This is a genomic window from Nocardia rhizosphaerihabitans (assembly GCF_014646295.1).
Classification (GTDB): Bacteria; Actinomycetota; Actinomycetes; order Mycobacteriales; family Mycobacteriaceae; genus Nocardia; species Nocardia rhizosphaerihabitans.
In genome coordinates, this window is the sequence record NZ_BMNE01000011.1 from 49,683 (window position 1) to 66,806 (window position 17,124).

A 17,124-nucleotide genomic window follows, 5' to 3' on the forward strand; every position below is an offset into this window, starting at 1 on the left:
TGATGTTCTCGGCAATACTTCTCGAGAAGAGCGGTACGGGATCGAAGGTCGCATTGACCCGTGTGTCCGACGACGAGCTCCCCGACGGTGATGTCACCGTCGACGTCTCCTACTCCACTCTCAACTACAAAGACGCGCTCGCCATCACCGGAAAGTCGCCGGTGGTCCGTTCGTTTCCCATGGTGCCGGGAATCGACCTGGCAGGCGTTGTCGCCCAGAGCAGCCACCCCAGCTGGTCTACCGGCGACGAGGTCGTACTCAACGGCTGGGGCGTCGGCGAAACCCACTGGGGTGGTCTCGCTCAACGCGCCCGACTGCGCGGCGACTGGCTGATCCCACTGCCGGACGCGTTCACCGCACGCCAAGCGATGGCGATCGGCACCGCCGGATATACCGCGAGTCTGTGCGTCGAAGCGCTGGTGTGGCACGGCGTGTCCCCCGACGACGGCGAGATTCTGGTAACCGGGGCTACCGGCGGTGTCGGCAGCGTCGCCATCGCCCTACTCACCACGATCGGCTACACCGTGGCCGCGGCAACCGGCAAGCCTGCCGAGGCCGGCTATCTGAAGGATCTCGGCGCGAGCACCATCGTCAACCGAGCCGAACTCGCCGAGCGCGGAAAGCCACTGCAGAAGGAGCGCTGGGCGGGCGTCGTCGAGACAGCCGGCAGCCACACGCTGGTCAATGCGAGCGCGCAGACCCGCTACGGCGGCGCCGTCGCCGCATGCGGTCTCGCCCAGGGCATGGATCTGCCGGGCACCGTCGCCCCGTTCATCCTGCGCGGGGTGGCCCTCTACGGCATCGACAGCGTGCAGGCACCAACGCCGCTCCGCATGCAGGCGTGGGCGCGGCTGGCCCGCGACCTCGATCCGGCCGCACTCGAATCCATCGCCACCGAATTGCCGCTGGGTGAGGCGATCACCGCCGCGAACCAATTCTTCGACGGCACCGTGCGTGGCCGTCTCGTCGTCGACGTCAACCGCTGAACTGGAGAATCCTGTGGCCACGAACACGCGCACCGCGGATATCGAACTCGATCTCACCGATGTGGACCACCGCGTCGGCAAGCCCGTCGGTGGCGGGCAGCTGTGGGATCCGTGCAGCACCTCCGACATTCGCCGCTGGGTGATGGCGATGGACTACCCGAACCCGCTGCACTGGGATCACGAGTTCGCGGGCAACTCCCGCTACGGCGGGCTCGTCGCGCCCCAATCCATCGCGGTAGCACTGGATTACGGGCACGGTGCGCAGCCGGCTTGTGTCGGGCGCATCCCGGGCAGCCACCTGATCTTCGGTGGCGAGGAGTGGTGGTTCTACGGCGCGGCGGTACGCCCCGGCGACACCTTGTTCCAGGAGCGACGTTTCCACGACTACTCGGTGGCTGAAACGAAGTTCGCCGGACCCACCATGTTCTCCCGCGGCGACACCACCCACCGCAATCAGCACGGTGTGCTCGTCGCCAGGGAGCGATCCACCGCCATCCGATATCTCGCCGCCGAGGCCACGAAGCGGGGCATGTACAACAATCAGTTGGGTGCGGTGAAGCGGTGGACTCAGGACGAGCTCGTCGATGTCAACCGCTTGCGCCACGAGTGGATCCTGTCCAACCGCGACGGGACGTCACCGTGTTTCGACGAGGTGAAGGTGGGCGACAGACTCCCCCGCCGAGTGATCGGTCCGCACAGCATCGCCAGTTTCACCACCGAGTATCGGGCGTTCCTGTTCAACATCTGGGGCACCTTCGGCTGGACAGCGCCCGAGGGGATCGACGACCCGTGGATCAATCAGGATCCCGGGTGGACAGACGGATTCGGGTTCGACGAGGAAGGCGCGCGGATCGACCCGCGCAAGCGCGACGGACTCTACGTCGGGCCGTCCCGTGGCCACATCGACGCCGACAAGGCCGGTGAGGTCGGGATGGCCCGGGCCTATGGCTACGGCGCGACGATGGGTGCCTGGTGCACCGACTATCTCGCGTACTGGGCGGGCAACGACGGTCTGGTGCGGCACACGAAGGCCGACTTCCGCGGTCCGGCGTTCGAAGGTGACGTGACCTATTTCGACGCCGAGATTATCGGCAAGGAGCCCGATTCGGCGTGGGGCGTTCCCCTTGTTCAGGTGCGGCTGAAGCTCACCAACCAGGACGACACCACTCTGGTGGCCTGCACCGCCGAGATCGAACTGCCATGCTGAATTCGCCCACCGCCGGCTCGGCGATCGCGGTCGGCCCGCCGCTGTCCGACGAACCCGGACTCGGGGCGCTCACCCTGCCCGGTTTCCTGCGTGAGGTGACCGAGCGCTACGGCGACCGGGAGGCGCTGCGCGCGCACGACGGCACCGGTGTGACCAGCTGGACCTACCGCGACCTGTGGAACCACTCGGTCGAAGTGGCGCGCGCCCTGCGTGCCTGCGGCGTCGGCAAGGACACCCGCGTCGGCGTATTGATGACGAACCGGCCCGAGTGGCTGGCCGCGGTCTTCGGCACCTCCCTAGCAGGCGGGGTGGCCGTCGCATTGAGTACATTCTCCACTCCTGCCGAACTCGACCACTTGTTGCGGGTGTCCGACATATCGGTACTCCTGTTCGAACGGCAGGTCGCACGAACCGATTTCCTGTCGGTGCTCACCGAACTCGAACCGGCACTAGCTGATTCGTCGCCGACCGGACTCAGGTCCATGACATACCCGTTCCTGCGCCACCTGGCCGTAGTCGGCGAGTCGGCACCGGACACCGCGATCGAGGCGTGGGCTGACTTCCTGGCTCGAGGTGCAGACGAACCGGCCGAGCTGATCGCGGCCACATCAGCTTCGGTCCAGCCGAGCGACACCGCAGTGATCTTCTTCTCCTCCGGCACCACCAGCAAACCCAAGGGCATCCGCAACGCGCATCGCGGTGTCGCGGTGCAGATGTGGCGATTCGGGCGAATGTTCGCCTTCGACAGCCATGACACCGTGCGCTGTTGGGCGGCCAACGGCTTCTTCTGGTCGGGCAATTTCGGGCAGGCGCTGGGCACGACGCTGGCTGTGGGCGGGACTCTGGTGCTGCAGCGCTTGTTCGACGCCACCGAGGCGGTCGCCCTGTTCGAATCGGAGCAGGTCACCTTCCCGGTGGCCTGGCCACACCAGTGGGCGCAGCTGGCCGCCGCGCCGAACTGGCCGGACGCGGATCTGAGCAGCCTGACCTTCGTGGATCGCGGCACTCCGGCCGGTAGGCACCCCACGGTGCGGACGGACTGGACCGAGTGCGGCCACGCCTACGGCAACACCGAGACATTCACGATCTCCACCTGTTATCCGGCGTGCACACCCGAACACGTGCATGCGGGCAGCAGTGGGATACCGCTGCCGGGGGTGCGGGTGAAGATCGCCGACCCGCTCACCGGGACGGTCCTCGATCGCGGTGACAGCGGTGAGATCTGCGTCAAAGGGCCCACACTCATGCTCGGCTACCTCGGTACCCCGCTGGACGAAACCCTCGACACCGAGGGTTATTTCCACACCGGCGACGGCGGCTATCTCGATGACGAGGACCGGCTGTACTGGACGGGCCGACTCACCGACATCATCAAGACTGGTGGGGCCAATGTCTCTCCGCTCGAGGTGGACGAACAACTGGCGCGGTATCCCGGGGTGAAGATCGGCCGCACCGTCGGTGTTCCGCACGACACACTGGGTGAGGTGGTCGTCGCCTGTGTGGTGCCGCAACCGGACGCCCACCTCGACAGTGAGATGCTGCGCGGATTTCTGCGTGAACGTCTTGCCAGCTACAAGGTGCCCCGGTATGTCCTGCTCTTCGCCGAGGACGACTTCTCGCTCACCGGCAGCGCCAAGATCAAGTCGGCCGACTTGCGGCAGCTCGCCGCCGCGCGGCTGGCGCACTAGCCCGGCACAGTCACCGTGCAGCACTCGCGGCGCCGACGACGTCGCCGCGTTACCACGCAGTGATTGTGCACGCGAGGGGTTCCGCACGCCGACAACGGAGTCGGGGTTCGGAGCCTCTCGCACTTCGGTCTCCGGCTACGCTGCCCGACGACCTACGGCGCCACCTACGCGTAGCGGGCGGCCAGCGCCTTCCGGTGCGTCGCCGGTGTACCGAAGAGCGCACGGTTCAGCGTTGCACGCTTGAGGTGGACATGCACGCCGCTGTCCCAGGTGTACCCGTATCCGCCGTGCAATTGCATTGCCGCACCAGCCACCCGCACCGCCACGCCGGTGGTGTACGCTTTCGCCTTCGCCGCGGCGACAGTCGCGTCCGCCGCGCCCTCGGCGATCGCGCGGACGCCGGCGTCCACCAGCTGCCTCGCGACGGTCACCTGTACCAATAGGTCCGCGCACGCGTGCTTTACCGCTTGAAACGAGCCAACCGGTCTACCGAATTGCTCTCGGACGCGGACATAGTCGACCGTTGCCGCCAGCATGGCGTCAGCCGAACCGAGGGAGTCACAAGCGATGGCCACAGCGGCCCGCGCCCGCAAGCCCGCCGGTACATCGGAGCCTCGGAAACGCCATACGGCGCGCACCGCGGCTTGGTCGGCGATCACCGTCGCCGCCGACCGGGTGGCGTCGACCAGCGGCACCGCAGTGATCGACAGGCCGCGAGTATCGGGAGCCACCGCGACGAGCAGCCAGTTCCCCGAACTCTCCCGCACAGGTACGAGCAGGAGGTCGGCCGCCGTCGCGTCGAGCACGAACCCGGCGTTGCCGCACAACCGAGGTCCGTCGGAGGTGGATTCGAGAACGAACGCAGGGTCCGCGTCACTGCCCGCGTCGAGTGTCAGAACAGGCAGCACGAGTCCGGCGATCGTCTCGCGCAATACTTTGTCGCGTAGCGCATCCGCTGCCACATCGACCAGTGCGGGAACCGACAGCGCCAGCACGTTGGGCAGCGCGGTACCGGCTGCGGCGCGCCCCACCTCACCGAGCAGCACCGCCACTTCGGCGAAAGTAGCTCCCGCGCCGTCGAATTCGACCGGCGCCGCCAAGCCGGGCCACCCGGCACTGGTGATGGTGGCCCATGGCACCGGATCGGGCCCCGCCTTCTCCAGTAATTCCCGTGCGAGAGTGCGCAATTGGTCATGAAACTCGGCGAACTCGTCGTTCATCGGCCCCCCACTGCTGGTTCCCGAGGCAGCCCGAGGCCGCGCTCGGCGATGATGGTGCGCTGGATCTCACTGGTGCCACCAGGAATGGTCCATTCCCAGGAGCTGACGAAGTCCAGCACCCAGGCGCCGGACTCCCAGCCACCGGACATGGGCTTGCTCAGCACTGCATGCGCGCCGACCCCGCCCAGCTCGGCACCGAAATCGGTCATTCGTTGCAGCAGTTCGCTGTAGTACAGCTTCACGATGGAAGCATCGGCCGGACCGACCGTGTTCGTTTCGTGCCGCTGCACCAGGTCACGGCACATCGCGCGCAGTCCGGTGAGCTCGATCTCCAGCTCGGCAAGGCGATCGCCGACCACCGGATCGTCCAGCGCCCGCCCACCCGGGCCGATACGCGCGGCATCCGCGACCAGCCGCCGGAAGCCCGCGTTGCCGAGTCTTTCGGCCAGTTCGAGCATGGTCAGCCCGCGCTCGGCGCCGAGGGTGCGCTGGGCCACCTGCCACCCGGCATTCTCCGCACCGATCATCGCGCTCGCCGGGACCCGCACCTGGTCCAGAAAGATCTCGCAGAAATGGGACTCGCCGGTGGCCTGCCGAATCGGTCGCACCTCGATTCCGGGGCTGCGCATATCGACCAGAAAATACGAAATTCCTTGTCGTGCAGGCGCAGACGGATCGGAGCGCGCGAGCAGCAGGCACCAGTGCGCGTACTGTGCTCCGCTGGCCCACACCTTCTGCCCGGTGATCACCCAGTCGCCACTGTCGCGGCAGGCCGTGGTGCGCAGCGCGGCCAGGTCCGAGCCTGCGTCGGGCTCTGAGAAGCCCTGCACCCAGATCTCCCCGTCGAGAATGGCGGGCAGATGCCGCGCCCGCTGTTCGGCGGTGCCTGCCGCGAGCAGCGTGGCGGCCGCGTGATGGATAGCGACGAACGCGAGCACCAGGCGCGGCGCGTCGTGCGCGGCCAGTTCCTGGTACAGCACAATCTGGTGCGAAACCGTCATGCCGCCGCCGAATTCGGCAGGCCAGTGCGGAACCGCGAACCCCGCCGAGCGCAAGCGCTGGAACCAATCCTGTTGGAACCGCTGGAATTCCGCGTCGGAGGCACCGGTCTGGGTCTGCCGCCAATCAGCGGGAATCCACTGCCTGCACCACCGGCGGACGTGCTCGCGGAACTCATCGAGATCCTCAGGCCATGGCGGGATCGCGTGGTGTTCTGGCCCCACCATTCCGGTCCGCGTCATCGTGCGGGCCGCCGCAGCCCGCGCAGGCGCTCACGGTGTTCATCGGTCTGCATCGACACCACCTCGGCGGCGAATCCGGCTTGCAGCGGACCGGCCAGCGCCTGGGTGAGATACATGTTCACCACCCGCTTGGTGCCGCGCAATGCCTCGACCGGCTGGGCCGCCAGTCGGTGTGCGAGCGAGTGCGCCTCGTCCAACAGCGCGTCCGGGGGTGTGGTTCGACTCGCCAGACCCACTGACACCGCGGTGGCGGCGTCGATCCGGTCACCGGTGTAGAGGAACTCGCGGGTGCGCAGAATCGGGGTGAGTAACGGCCAGAAGGCGGCGCCACCGTCACCCGCGACCAGCCCGACCGCGACATGCGGATCGGCCAGGTACGCCGACTCCGACATCAACACCACATCGCAGAGCACCGCGATGCTCGCGCCGAGACCGACAGCCGCGCCGTTCACCGCGGCGATGACCGGAAGCGGGAAGCGCAGCAGCTCCTCGATGATCTCCGCGCCTTCGCGAATACTCTCGTCCCTGGCCACCGGATCGTCGAGGAAGGAAGTGATCCACTCCAGGTCTCCACCGGCGCTGAAGGCACGGCCCGCCCCGGTCAGGATGACCACCCTGGCCTCGGCGTCGGCGTCCAGGTGGCGCCAGACCCGCGCCAGCGCGCGATGCAGGTCGGCGTTCACCGCGTTGAGTTCGTCAGGACGGTCGATCAGCACAGTGCGCACCGGGCCGTCCGCGCTCACGGTGAGTCCGGGCGGAAGTGGTTCGATCACTGTCACGCTCCTTGCGGGTCGGAGAACAGACCGGCCAGTCCGCGGGTGCCGATCCGTCGGACGAGCAAGTCCTCGGTGCCGGTGACCCCCAGCGGCAACCGGCGTAGCGGCAGGCTGTGCCGTGACAGCCACGACAACGGGGCCTCATCACAGAATCCGAGCGCGCCGTGCAGTTGATGCGCGACGCGGAAGACGATGTCGGCGGCTTCCAGTGCGGCCAGCCGCAGCGCAAGCGCGTCGGCCACAGCATCGGGCCGCCCAGCCTGAATACTCCACAGTGCGTAGCGGGCCAGCATCTCGACGCCCTTGCGTTCCACTTCGGCGTCGGTCAGCTGGAACTGCACAGATTGGAACTCCGCCAGGCGCCTGCCGAATTGTTCGCGCACAAGCACATGGTCCCTGGCCAATTCGAGCGCACGGTCCAGCATGCCGAGCAATGTCCAGCACGGCAGTGTCACGGCTAGAGCCAGGTCGTCCAGACCGTCGGGGCCAGTGGGCCGCACAGCGATCGGGGTGACGAACGCGGTCTCCCGTGCCGTGCCCCTGGCGGGCAACGCGGTGACCGAGCCACGCTGCCCGGCGGGATCGATCGCCACGATCCGCAGCGTGAGGCCACCGATCGCGGCGGCGGGTTGCGGCCCTGCCACGACGACGAGAGCGTCGGCACCGTCTGGGCGGGCGAGCCGCTCCGCCACCGGATAGGGAGTAGCCCAGTAGCCCGCACTGCGGCACAACGCCGCGGCCGCCTCCAGTTCCACCGGATCCCGGCGCGGCGCCAGCTCCCACGCACCGAGGCGCGACAGCACCGGGTCCACCAGTGCGCTCCGGTTCGCTGGTTCGATCTCCGCGGCACAGACGATGTCGTCACCACCCGCGGCACCCAGCGCGCGCAGCGCCTGCGAACCGAATTCGATTGCCTCATCGGCTAATTCGAGGTGCATAACACCCTCGCCCCGCGGCGGCGGTGCGACCGTACTCACGCCGGGACCCCGCTCTCCCTGCGGCGGCAGTGCCGCCGTCTCACGCGGGGACCCCGGCTCGCCGAGTGCCGAACAGCAACGCGCGTGCCAGCAGTATCTGCTGCATCTCGATACTGCCCGAGGCCACGGTCGCCGCGTTGGCATACCGCCAGTGATCGTCGACCGCCCGGCGGAAATGTCGCCGCGCGCCCTGTTCGTCGGGCACATCAGCGGCGAGTTCGGACAGCAGGGCTGCACTCTCCTGATCAAGCCGGGTGACCGCGATGCGGTAGGCGGCGACGTCACCGGGCGCGACCGCGCCCGCACTCTGAGTGGCCAGCACCTGGTAGGCGAGCAGTCGGGCCCGCCGCGCCCGGATGAGCATGCGTGCCCACCGGCTGCGCAGGGCCGCGGGCATTGTTTCCCAGCGTTCACCGATCACCGTGGGAGCCAGTTGCAACAGACGTTCACACCGTGCGTACCGCGCGATCCCGACCCGTTCGAAGGCCAGCACCTCCCGCACCACCGACCAGCCTTCGTCCACCCGGCCGAGCACATCGGCTGCCTCGGCGGGCACGTCGTCGAAGAACACCTCGTTGAGGTGGTGCGGTCCGAGCATGGAACGAATCGGGCGCACCTCGATGCCCGGCGCCGACATCGGCAGCAGAAACACTGTGAGCCCCTGCTGCTTACGATCGCGATCGGAGGTGCGGGCCAGCAGGAAGCACCACTGCGCCATCGTGGCGTAGGAGGTCCAGATCTTCTGCCCGCTGATGCGCCAGCCGTCTCCGACACGGCGCGCCGAGGTGCGTAGCGAAGCCAGGTCCGAGCCTGCGTCCGGCTCGGAAAACCCTTGGCACCAGATCACTTCACCGCCTGCGATCGGCGGCAGATGCTCGCGCTGCTGTTCGGCGCTGCCGTGCCGCATGATCGCAGGGCCCACCCAGTTGACGCCCATGTACTGGGCGCCGCGCGGTTCGTGATGGGCCCACATTTCCTCGCGGACTACGGTCTGCTCCCACACCGAACTGCCACGCCCGCCGTGGCGTTGCGGCCATGCCGCGCAGAGCAACCCGCGTTCGGCGAGCACGCCACAGAACCGCTGCGCTGTCGCGAGGTCGGCGGGCTCGTCGGTGAACGCGCCGAGGAAACCGTCGGGAACCTGTGCGCCGATCAACTCGCGGAGCTCACCGCGGAGACCGGCGGCGGCATCACCCATGGTGAAGTCCATGCCACGCACGGTAACCAATCCTCATAAGGATAGCAATATTTGTGGGGTCATCGGCACCGCGACTAGACTCCCCACCATGGCGGATGCGACGATTCGGGGAGCGGCACGCACTGGACGGGCCGCATGACGGGCGCACGCCGCACCAGGATCCCGCAACGGCGAATCGCCGAGACGGTCGCCGACGAACTCCGCGCCCGCATCCTCACCGGAGACACCGACTACCGGCTGCCGACCCAGGACCAGCTGGTCCAGGATTTCGGCGTCAGCTACCCGTCGATCCGTGAGGCACTGCGCATTCTCGAGACCGAGGGCCTGGTCACCGTCCGCCGCGGCAATGTCGGCGGCGCCGAGGTACACCGGCCCGACGAGACTTCGGCGGCTTACCATTTGGGCCTTGCCCTGCAGGGCGCCCGGGTGACACTCGGCGACCTGGCCGCCGGACTACGGATGCTCGAACCGTTGTGCGCGGCTGCTTGCGCCGGTCGCGCCGACCGCGCCACCACCGTGGTGCCCGCGCTGCTCGAGAACGTCGAAAAGTCTTCGGCACTGCTCGGCAACGGCGTCGAATTCACCCACACCGCCCGCGAATTCCACGATCTGATCGTGGCCCACACGCCCAATCTCACCGTGCGCAACATGGTCAGCGCACTGGTCACGCTGTGGTCCTCGCAGGAGGAGGCCTGGGCGCTCGAGCTCACCCAGCAGGGCGAGTACCCGTCGCACGATGAGGCGGACGCAGCCGTACGCACCCACCGGCGCATCGCAGGCGAGATCGAGGCGGGTCGCGCCGCCGAGGCCGAGCGGCTCTACCGCAGCCATCTCGCGGCCACCCAGAGCCTGGTGCTCGATCGGTTCGACTCCGACATGATCACCGCGTCCAAGCAGGGCGCGCGGCCACGGTCGAACACTCGGCCATGAGCCACCACATCACCCACACCAGGCGATTCGCTGATATTCGCACGCCCCGTTCTGACCGTTCGATAATCTGATTCTCCCGTTCTCGCATACACTGTTCTTGTGACTTCGATCCGCGTGGCGGTGTCGGTCCAGGTCAGCGCGCCCCCAGCACGTCACCCGCCGGGAGGCGTCTCGGCACATATCCCCTGAGCAGCACGTTCGGGAGCAGAATCCGACATTGCAATCCTTATGAGGATTGCCGTACTGTGGCCCGCAACACATCTGATCCGACTGTATGGGAGGGCCCCGTAGTGACCCGAGGGGCGCGCTACAGCAGCGAAACACCGTTGACCGTCGCCGAAGGCTGGCGCCTGCAACGACTCACACCGCCGAGCCGACTCTTCGGTGCCAACGGACTGCGCACCGGCGCCGACGACCGCATCTATGTGGCGCAGGTGGCGGGCAGCCAGATCAGCGCACTCGACGTCGCCAGCGGCAGCCTCGAGACCATCAGCGCCAAGGGTGGGGACATCGTCGCCCCCGACGATCTCGTCTTCGACACCGAGGGCAATCTCATCGCCACCGAGTACATGGACGCCCGCGTCAGTGTGCGGCACCCCGACGGCACCACCCGAGTCCTGCGTGACGATCTGCCCGGCGCGAACGGCATCACCTTCCACGAGGGCCGGCTGTTCGTCAACGAGTGCCGGATCGGCGGGCGGCTCATGGAACTGCCGCTCGACGGCAGCATTCCGCGAGTACTGGTCGACAACCTGCCGATGCCCAACGCGATGGAATTCGGCCCCGACGGACTCCTCTACTACCCCGTCATGGGGACCAACGACATCTGGCGCGTCGACCCGAACGGCGGCGAGCCCGAACGTGTCGTCGGCGACCTCGGCGTCCCCGACTCGGTCAAGTTCGACGCCGCGGGCTTCATCGTGTCCACCCAGGTCGGCACCGGTGAGGTGCTCCGCATCGACCCACGCACCGGCGACCGTCGAGTACTGGCGAATCTCGCTCCCGGACTGGACAATTGCACGTTCGTGGGGAACCGGCTGTTCGTGTCGAGCTTCACCGGCGAGATCACCGAGATCCTCGGCGACGGCGCGACTGCACCGATCCTGGCGGGCGGGCTGATGTGGCCGCTCGATCTCACCTTCGGCCACGACGGCAACCTCTACGTCGCCGACGGTACGTATTTCTACGTCCTGCGTGCGGGCCAGCTCGAACCGGTCGCCTCGCTGTTCAGCGTCAACACCCCCGGTTACGTGCGCGGCGCCACCTCGGTCGGCCCTGGCGAGTTCCTCGTTTCGACCTCCTCGGGCGAGATCGCCTACTACCGGCTGGGTCCCGAGCCGGACACCGAGATCGTGGCGAAGGGCTACGACCAGCTCTATGGCATCGCCGCTACCGTCGACCACTGCATCGTCGTCGCCGAGTTCGGCGCGGGCCGGGTGATGTTGTTGCACGGCGGCCGGGCCGAGGCCATCGCGACCGGGCTCGCGGGTCCGCTTGGCGTGGCTTTCGGGCCGAACGAATCCGTACTTGTCTCCGAATCCGTTGCGGGGCGCGTCGTTTCGATCAAGGACGGCAGCGTCGACGTCGTGGTCGACGATCTCGACACACCACACGGCATCCTGGTGCGCGGCACGCAACTGTTCGTCGTCGACGTCGGTCTCAAGGCCGTCATCGTTGTCGACCTGGAGACCAAAGCGCGCCGGACTCTCGCCGCGGGTCTGCCGGTCGGCGTGCCCGAAGGGGTGGTCGCCAAGCCGCTGCTCGGCACCCCGCCGTTCTCCGGCCCGATGGGCCCGTTCGCAGGCATCACCGCGAGCCCGGGCGGCGTCCTCTACCTCTCGGCCGACGCCGAGGGCAGCATCCTCACCCTGAATCAGGAAGCGTGACAACGGATATGGCGTACGACGGTCTGGGGCTCGACGGACGCATCGTCATCGTGTCCGGTGCGGGCGGCGGCGGCATCGGCACCGCCGTCACCGCGATGGCGGCCCGCGCAGGCGCGACCGTCATCGCGGTGAGCAGATCGGCAGAGAACCTCGACACCCACATCGCGCCCCTGGTCGCCGAGGGGCTCCCGGTGATCCCGGTCGCCGCCGACGCGGGCACCGACGAAGGAATCGCGACCGTGCTCGACCAGGTCGGCGCGGTCCCCGGCACTCTGCACGGACTGGTGAACGTGGCCGGTGGCGCGGACCCATCCCAGTGGATGCCCGCCGTCCGGATCACCCGATCCGACTGGCACGACCTGTTCGCGCGCAACCTGGACACGATGTTCTTTATGAGCCAGGCGGTCGCCCGAGAGCTGCGAGCACGCGAATCGACCGGTTCCATCGTGTCGATCTCCTCGATCAGCGGCATGAATTCCGCACCGTTCCACCTCGCCTACGGCACCGCCAAAGCCGCACTGGTCGCCGCGACCAGGACGCTCGCGGTGGAACTCGCGCAGGACGGGATCCGGGTCAACGCGGTGGCGCCCGGCGTCACCGAGACACCGGCCTCCCGAGCCTACGTCGGTGACGACCCCGACCGCGATCGCCGGGCCATCACGATGGGCAGGCGCGGGCAGCCGCAGGAGCAGGCGGGCCCGATCCTGTTCCTGCTCTCCGATCTGTCCACCTACATCACCGGCCAGACGCTGCTCGTGGACGGCGGCCTGAACCTGCGCTGGACCCATCTGGGCGAGGACCACACCTCGCTGTTCCTCGAGAACGAGGACTTCCGCGCCGCCATCACCCGCTGACAAGCCCACGGTTTCCTCCAGGAGGACATCATGACCGAAACCGCCGAGAACACCGGCGATCCCGCCGCGGATCCGCTGTCGACCCCGATGATGATCGGTGTCGAGGCCTACATTTCCCCGGAGTACGCCAAGGCCGAGGGCGACCGTCTGTGGGCCAAGGTGTGGCAGCAGGTCTGCCGGGTGGAGGAGATCCCGCGGGTCGGCGACTACCTGACCTACGAGATCGCCGCCGACTCGATCATCGTGGTCCGCACCGCGCCCGACACCCTGCGCGCCTACCACAATGTGTGCGCGCACCGAGGCCGCCGGCTGGTGGACACTCCCCCGGGCGCGCACGACGGCCGCGGCCAGACCCGCCAGTTCACCTGTAGCTTCCACGGCTGGCGCTACGACCTCGACGGCCGCAACACCTTCGTCGCCGAACGCGACGACTGGCCGTGCGGTCTCACCGAGCGCAACGACGGACTCGCGAAGGTGCAGATCGACACCTGGGGCGGCTGGGTCTGGATCAATATGGACCCCGAGTGCGAGCCGCTGCGCGACTACCTCGAACCCGCCGCGGGCCTGCTCGAACATTTCGAGCTGGAGAAAATGCGCTACCGGTGGCGCAAATGGCTGACCTTCGACTGTAATTGGAAGGTCGCCTTCGAGGCGTTCATGGAGACTTACCACGTCCCCTACACACACCCCGAGTTCTCGAATTTCGGCTCCTTCCTCGGCTGGGCCCGTGCGCAGGGCAAGCACAGCAATATCGGCTACGACGCGCCCAAGGGCATGGAGGAGAACCAGGCGAAGTTGCGGGTGGGTGGCGGTGCCGACGCCCGAATCTCCACCGCCCAGTTGCAGAACTTCACCTGGGAGAACGCCAATACCAACACCACTCGCACGCTGGTGGACGTGGCCAACCGGCTCGTCGACGAGCTGCCCGAGGGCACCCCGTCCGACCAGGTGCTGCGATACTGGCTCGAAACGGCCAGGGCCGAGGACCAGGCACGTGGCGTCGACTGGCCAAAGGTCGAGCCCGACATCGTCGCCCAGAGTGGCACCGCCTGGCAGATCTTCCCGAACTTCCAGATCGGGCACGCGGTCAACAACATGCTCTGCTACCGGTTCCGCCCCTACGGCACCGATCCGGACAAGTGCATCTTCGAGGCCGCTGTGTTCGAGCTGTTCCCGGAAGGGCAAGAGCCGCAGACCGAATGGGAGTACACACCGGTCGGTGACCCCGGCTGGCGCACCGTGCTGCCGCAGGACTTCGACAATATGGCCGCCGTACAGCAGGGCATGAAATCGCGGGGCTTCTCCGGCCCCAAGCCCAACCCGTATCGCGAGCGCAGCGTGGTGAACCTGCACCACAACCTCGCCCGGTACATGGACACCGGCGCGCCGCGTGATCTCACCTGAATCACCCACCCCAGCAAGGAAATCCGCATGAGCGACTGCGCACCCACGCAGACCCCCGACGTCGATGTCGAGGCACTCCGGGCCCGCTATCTCACCGAACGCGACAAGCGCGTGCGCACGGAGGGCCAGGGCCAGTACCTGGTGACCGATGACGACTTCACCGACTTCTACGAGGGTGACCCGTACACGGCGGTGGTGCCGCGAGAACCCATCACCGACGAGATCGGCATCGCGATCCTCGGCGGCGGCTGGGCGGGCCTGCTCGCCGCCGCCCGGCTCGAGGAAGCCGGGGTAACCGACTTCCGGATCATCGAGCTGGCAGGTGATTTCGGTGGCGCGTGGTACTGGAATCGGTACCCCGGCATCCAGTGTGACACCGACAGCTACGCCTACCTGCCGCTGCTCGAGGAAACCGGCTACATGCCGACCGAGAAGTACGCGCGCGGTGACGAGTGTTTCGAACACGCGCAGCGCATCGGCAAGCACTACAACCTCTACGAGCGGTCGATCTTCAGCACGCTGGTGAAGTCGCTGCAATGGGACGACGAGCTCGACCGCTGGCGCATCGGCACCAACCGTGGCGACGACCTGCGCGCCCGCTTCGTGATCATGGCGCAGGGCCCGTTCAACAAGCCCAAACTCCCTGGCATCCTCGGGATCTCGGAGTTCACCGGTCACACCTTCCACAGCGCCCGCTGGGATTACGAGTACACCGGCGGCACGATGCAGGGCGGCCTGGACAAGCTCGCGGGCAAGAAGGTCGCGGTGATCGGCACCGGCGCCAGCGGCATCCAGATCGTGCCGCACCTCGCCGAGACCGCCGAGCACCTCTACGTTTTCCAGCGCACCCCGTCCTATGTCTACGAGCGCGGTGACGTGCCGACCGATCCGGAATGGGCCGCCTCGGTGCAGCCGGGCTGGACCCGCGAGCGCAAGCGCAACTTCCACACCGCCGCGTTCGAGGCGTTCGCCCCCGGCCAGCCCGACCTGATCTGCGACGGCTGGACCGAGGTCAGCCGCAACCTCGAGGCGCACCTCAGCGCCAGCGGCGGGTGGGCGACGCTCACGCCGGAGAAGTTCATGGAATTGCGCGAGATCGAGGACTACAAGGCGATGGAGCGCGTGCGCACGCGCGTCGACGAGATCGTCAACGATCCGGCCACCGCGGCCGCGCTCAAGCCGTACTACCGATTCCTGTGCAAGCGACCGTGTTTCAACGACCAGTACCTGCCTACCTTCAACCGCGACAACGTGACGCTGGTCGACGTGGCGAAAACCAAAGGCGTGGAACGCATCACGGCCACCGGCATCGTCGCCGACGGCACCGAACACGAGGTCGACTGCATCATCTTCGCCAGCGGCTTCGAGATCACCACCGACCTGGACCGCCGCTTCGGCATCGCGCCGTTCGCCGGCCGCGACGGGCTCTCGCTCTACGAGCACTGGGGGGAGGGCTACCAGACCCTGCACGGGCTCACCACCACCGGATTTCCGAATCTCTTCTTCACCGGGTTCCTCCAGGGCGGGGTCACCGCGAGCACCACCGACATGTTCGACCAGCAGGCCGAGCACATCGCCTACATCCTGAAGCAGGCCACCGACACCGGCGCGACCACGGTCGAGCCCACGGTCGAGGCCGTACGCGACTGGGTACGCACGGTGCGCGAAACAGCCGTCGACAACAGCACTTTCCAGCGCGAGTGCACACCCGGCTACTACAACAACGAGGGCGAGAAGCAGATCCGCTCGCACCTCGGCGAACCGTACTGGCCCGGCTTCTACGCCTTCGGCGACCTCCTGCAGGCGTGGCGCGACGGCGGCGATCTGCGGGGTCTGGAGCTGAGCAGATGACCTTGCGCTTCGACGGTCGCGTCGCCGTGATCACCGGTGCGGGACGCGGTCTCGGCCGCGCCTACGCGCTGCTGCTGGCCGCGCGGGGCGCCAAGGTCGTGGTCAACGATCTGGGCAGCAGTGTGCGTGGCGACAGTGTCGAGGGCGATCCCGCCGCCGAGGTCGTGGCCGAGATCCGTGCGGCCGGCGGCGAAGCCGTCGCGTGCGGTGAATCGGTCGCTACGCCCGAGGGCGGGCAAGCGATCGTCGACGTCGCGCTGACGAACTTCGGGCGGCTCGACATCCTCGTGCACAATGCGGGCAATGTCCGCTACGGCTCCCTGCGCGAGCTGAGCTACGACGACTTCGAGTCGGTGCTCGACGTGCACCTGCGCGGAGCTTTCCACGTGGTGCGCCCGGCATTTCCGGTCATGGCCGACGCCAGGTACGGCCGCGTCGTCCTCACCTCCTCGATCGGCGGGCTCTACGGCAACAAAGGCGTCGCCAATTACGCTGTCGCCAAGGCGGGGATGATCGGGCTGTCCAACGTGATCGCGCTCGAGGGCGCGGAGTCCGGGATCACGAGCAATGTCATCGTGCCCGCCGCGGTGACCCGCCTGGCCGACGGTCTCGACACCTCCGCCTATCCGCCGATGGGACCCGAACTCACGGCCCCGGCGGTCGGCTGGCTCGCCCACGAATCCTGCTCGATCACCGGCGAGATGCTGGTGGCCGTCGCCGGACGGGTGGGCCGGGCCTATATCGCCGAAACCCCGGGGGTCCATCGGCCCGCGTGGACGATCGAGCAGATCGGCGAGCAGATCGACGCCATCCGCGACACCGCGGATTCATGGATCCTGCCGCCGGTTCCGGCCGGTCACACAGAACACCTCAGGAAGAGTTTCGCGCTAGTCACGAAAGGCTAAC

14 protein-coding genes are annotated in these 17,124 nt (G+C 67.6%); 9 read left to right on the plus strand and 5 right to left on the minus strand.

The annotated features are described in order from the left end of the window. The first annotated feature begins 2 nt into the window (after positions 1 to 2). Genes acuI through IEY60_RS31595 form a run of 3 tightly spaced genes read left to right on the plus strand, consistent with a single transcriptional unit; the run spans position 3 to position 3,881 of the window. Positions 3 to 986, plus strand: coding sequence for an acrylyl-CoA reductase (NADPH) (gene acuI / locus IEY60_RS31585; RefSeq protein ID WP_189034194.1), 984 nt, complete (start codon positions 3 to 5; stop codon positions 984 to 986). A gap of 13 nt (positions 987 to 999) precedes the next feature. Further along, a complete protein-coding gene (locus tag IEY60_RS31590; protein WP_189034195.1) occupies positions 1,000 to 2,193 on the plus strand; it encodes a MaoC family dehydratase in 1,194 nt (397 codons plus the stop codon). Continuing rightward, positions 2,187 to 3,881 carry a class I adenylate-forming enzyme family protein gene (locus IEY60_RS31595; RefSeq protein ID WP_189034196.1) on the plus strand — a complete coding sequence of 565 codons (1,695 nt, stop codon included), beginning with the start codon at positions 2,187 to 2,189 and terminating at the stop codon, positions 3,879 to 3,881. The genes IEY60_RS31590 and IEY60_RS31595 overlap by 7 nt, the downstream gene beginning before the upstream one ends. A 164-nt stretch (positions 3,882 to 4,045) precedes the next feature. Here IEY60_RS31595 and IEY60_RS31600 read toward each other — a convergent pair whose 3' ends face one another. The 5 genes from IEY60_RS31600 to IEY60_RS31620 form a co-directional block, all read right to left on the minus strand. Continuing rightward, positions 4,046 to 5,101, minus strand: coding sequence for an acyl-CoA dehydrogenase family protein (locus tag IEY60_RS31600; protein ID WP_189034197.1), 1,056 nt, complete (start codon positions 5,099 to 5,101; stop codon positions 4,046 to 4,048). After that, a complete protein-coding gene (locus IEY60_RS31605) occupies positions 5,098 to 6,327 on the minus strand; it encodes an acyl-CoA dehydrogenase family protein (RefSeq protein ID WP_189034198.1) in 1,230 nt (409 codons plus the stop codon). Before IEY60_RS31605 ends, IEY60_RS31600 begins: the two co-directional genes overlap by 4 nt. 11 nt (positions 6,328 to 6,338) lie before the next feature. Beyond that, complete coding sequence (locus IEY60_RS31610) at positions 6,339 to 7,115, minus strand: enoyl-CoA hydratase/isomerase family protein (protein WP_189034199.1); 777 nt, start codon at positions 7,113 to 7,115, stop codon at positions 6,339 to 6,341. Between the two features lie 2 nt (positions 7,116 to 7,117). Then, positions 7,118 to 8,056 carry an acyl-CoA dehydrogenase family protein gene (locus tag IEY60_RS31615; RefSeq protein ID WP_189034200.1) on the minus strand — a complete coding sequence of 313 codons (939 nt, stop codon included), beginning with the start codon at positions 8,054 to 8,056 and terminating at the stop codon, positions 7,118 to 7,120. A gap of 79 nt (positions 8,057 to 8,135) precedes the next feature. Then, a complete protein-coding gene (locus tag IEY60_RS31620) occupies positions 8,136 to 9,305 on the minus strand; it encodes an acyl-CoA dehydrogenase family protein (protein WP_189034201.1) in 1,170 nt (389 codons plus the stop codon). 123 nt (positions 9,306 to 9,428) lie between these two features. Here IEY60_RS31620 and IEY60_RS31625 point away from each other — a divergent pair, with 123 nt between their 5' ends. The 6 genes from IEY60_RS31625 to IEY60_RS31650 all read left to right on the plus strand — a co-directional run bounded on the left by IEY60_RS31625 (position 9,429) and on the right by IEY60_RS31650 (position 17,123). Continuing rightward, entirely contained in the window at positions 9,429 to 10,223 is a 795-nt protein-coding gene (locus IEY60_RS31625; RefSeq protein WP_189034202.1) for a FadR/GntR family transcriptional regulator, read from the plus strand. 290 nt (positions 10,224 to 10,513) lie between these two features. Beyond that, on the plus strand, positions 10,514 to 12,109 hold the full coding sequence (locus IEY60_RS31630; protein ID WP_229740300.1) for an SMP-30/gluconolactonase/LRE family protein: 1,596 nt from the start codon (positions 10,514 to 10,516) through the stop codon (positions 12,107 to 12,109). Positions 12,110 to 12,117: 8 nt separating this feature from the next. Then, positions 12,118 to 12,963, plus strand: a complete 846-nt coding sequence (locus IEY60_RS31635) for an SDR family NAD(P)-dependent oxidoreductase (RefSeq protein ID WP_189034319.1) — start codon at positions 12,118 to 12,120, stop codon at positions 12,961 to 12,963. A 30-nt stretch (positions 12,964 to 12,993) separates the two neighbouring features. Then, complete coding sequence (locus tag IEY60_RS31640; RefSeq protein ID WP_189034203.1) at positions 12,994 to 14,367, plus strand: aromatic ring-hydroxylating oxygenase subunit alpha; 1,374 nt, start codon at positions 12,994 to 12,996, stop codon at positions 14,365 to 14,367. A gap of 27 nt (positions 14,368 to 14,394) precedes the next feature. Then, positions 14,395 to 16,218 carry a flavin-containing monooxygenase gene (locus IEY60_RS31645; RefSeq protein ID WP_189034204.1) on the plus strand — a complete coding sequence of 608 codons (1,824 nt, stop codon included), beginning with the start codon at positions 14,395 to 14,397 and terminating at the stop codon, positions 16,216 to 16,218. Next, the gene (locus IEY60_RS31650; RefSeq protein ID WP_189034205.1) at positions 16,215 to 17,123 is read left to right on the plus strand and encodes an SDR family NAD(P)-dependent oxidoreductase; all 909 of its coding nucleotides are present in this window, start codon (positions 16,215 to 16,217) and stop codon (positions 17,121 to 17,123) included. Before IEY60_RS31645 ends, IEY60_RS31650 begins: the two co-directional genes overlap by 4 nt. The last annotated feature ends 1 nt before the right edge of the window (position 17,124 follow it).

Excerpts from the sequence above, each read along its gene's own strand:
- acuI (WP_189034194.1), top strand. The coding sequence starts at position 3 with ATGTTCTCGGCAATACTTCTCGAGAAGAGCGGTACGGGATCGAAGGTC.
- IEY60_RS31595 (WP_189034196.1), top strand. The coding sequence starts at position 2,187 with ATGCTGAATTCGCCCACCGCCGGCTCGGCGATCGCGGTCGGCCCGCCG.
- IEY60_RS31600 (WP_189034197.1), bottom strand. The coding sequence starts at position 5,101 with ATGAACGACGAGTTCGCCGAGTTTCATGACCAATTGCGCACTCTCGCA.
- IEY60_RS31605 (WP_189034198.1), bottom strand. The coding sequence starts at position 6,327 with ATGGTGGGGCCAGAACACCACGCGATCCCGCCATGGCCTGAGGATCTC.
- IEY60_RS31615 (WP_189034200.1), bottom strand. The coding sequence starts at position 8,056 with ATGCACCTCGAATTAGCCGATGAGGCAATCGAATTCGGTTCGCAGGCG.
- IEY60_RS31620 (WP_189034201.1), bottom strand. The coding sequence starts at position 9,305 with ATGGACTTCACCATGGGTGATGCCGCCGCCGGTCTCCGCGGTGAGCTC.
- IEY60_RS31625 (WP_189034202.1), top strand. The coding sequence starts at position 9,429 with ATGACGGGCGCACGCCGCACCAGGATCCCGCAACGGCGAATCGCCGAG.
- IEY60_RS31635 (WP_189034319.1), top strand. The coding sequence starts at position 12,118 with ATGGCGTACGACGGTCTGGGGCTCGACGGACGCATCGTCATCGTGTCC.
- IEY60_RS31640 (WP_189034203.1), top strand. The coding sequence starts at position 12,994 with ATGACCGAAACCGCCGAGAACACCGGCGATCCCGCCGCGGATCCGCTG.
- IEY60_RS31645 (WP_189034204.1), top strand. The coding sequence starts at position 14,395 with ATGAGCGACTGCGCACCCACGCAGACCCCCGACGTCGATGTCGAGGCA.
- IEY60_RS31650 (WP_189034205.1), top strand. The coding sequence starts at position 16,215 with ATGACCTTGCGCTTCGACGGTCGCGTCGCCGTGATCACCGGTGCGGGA.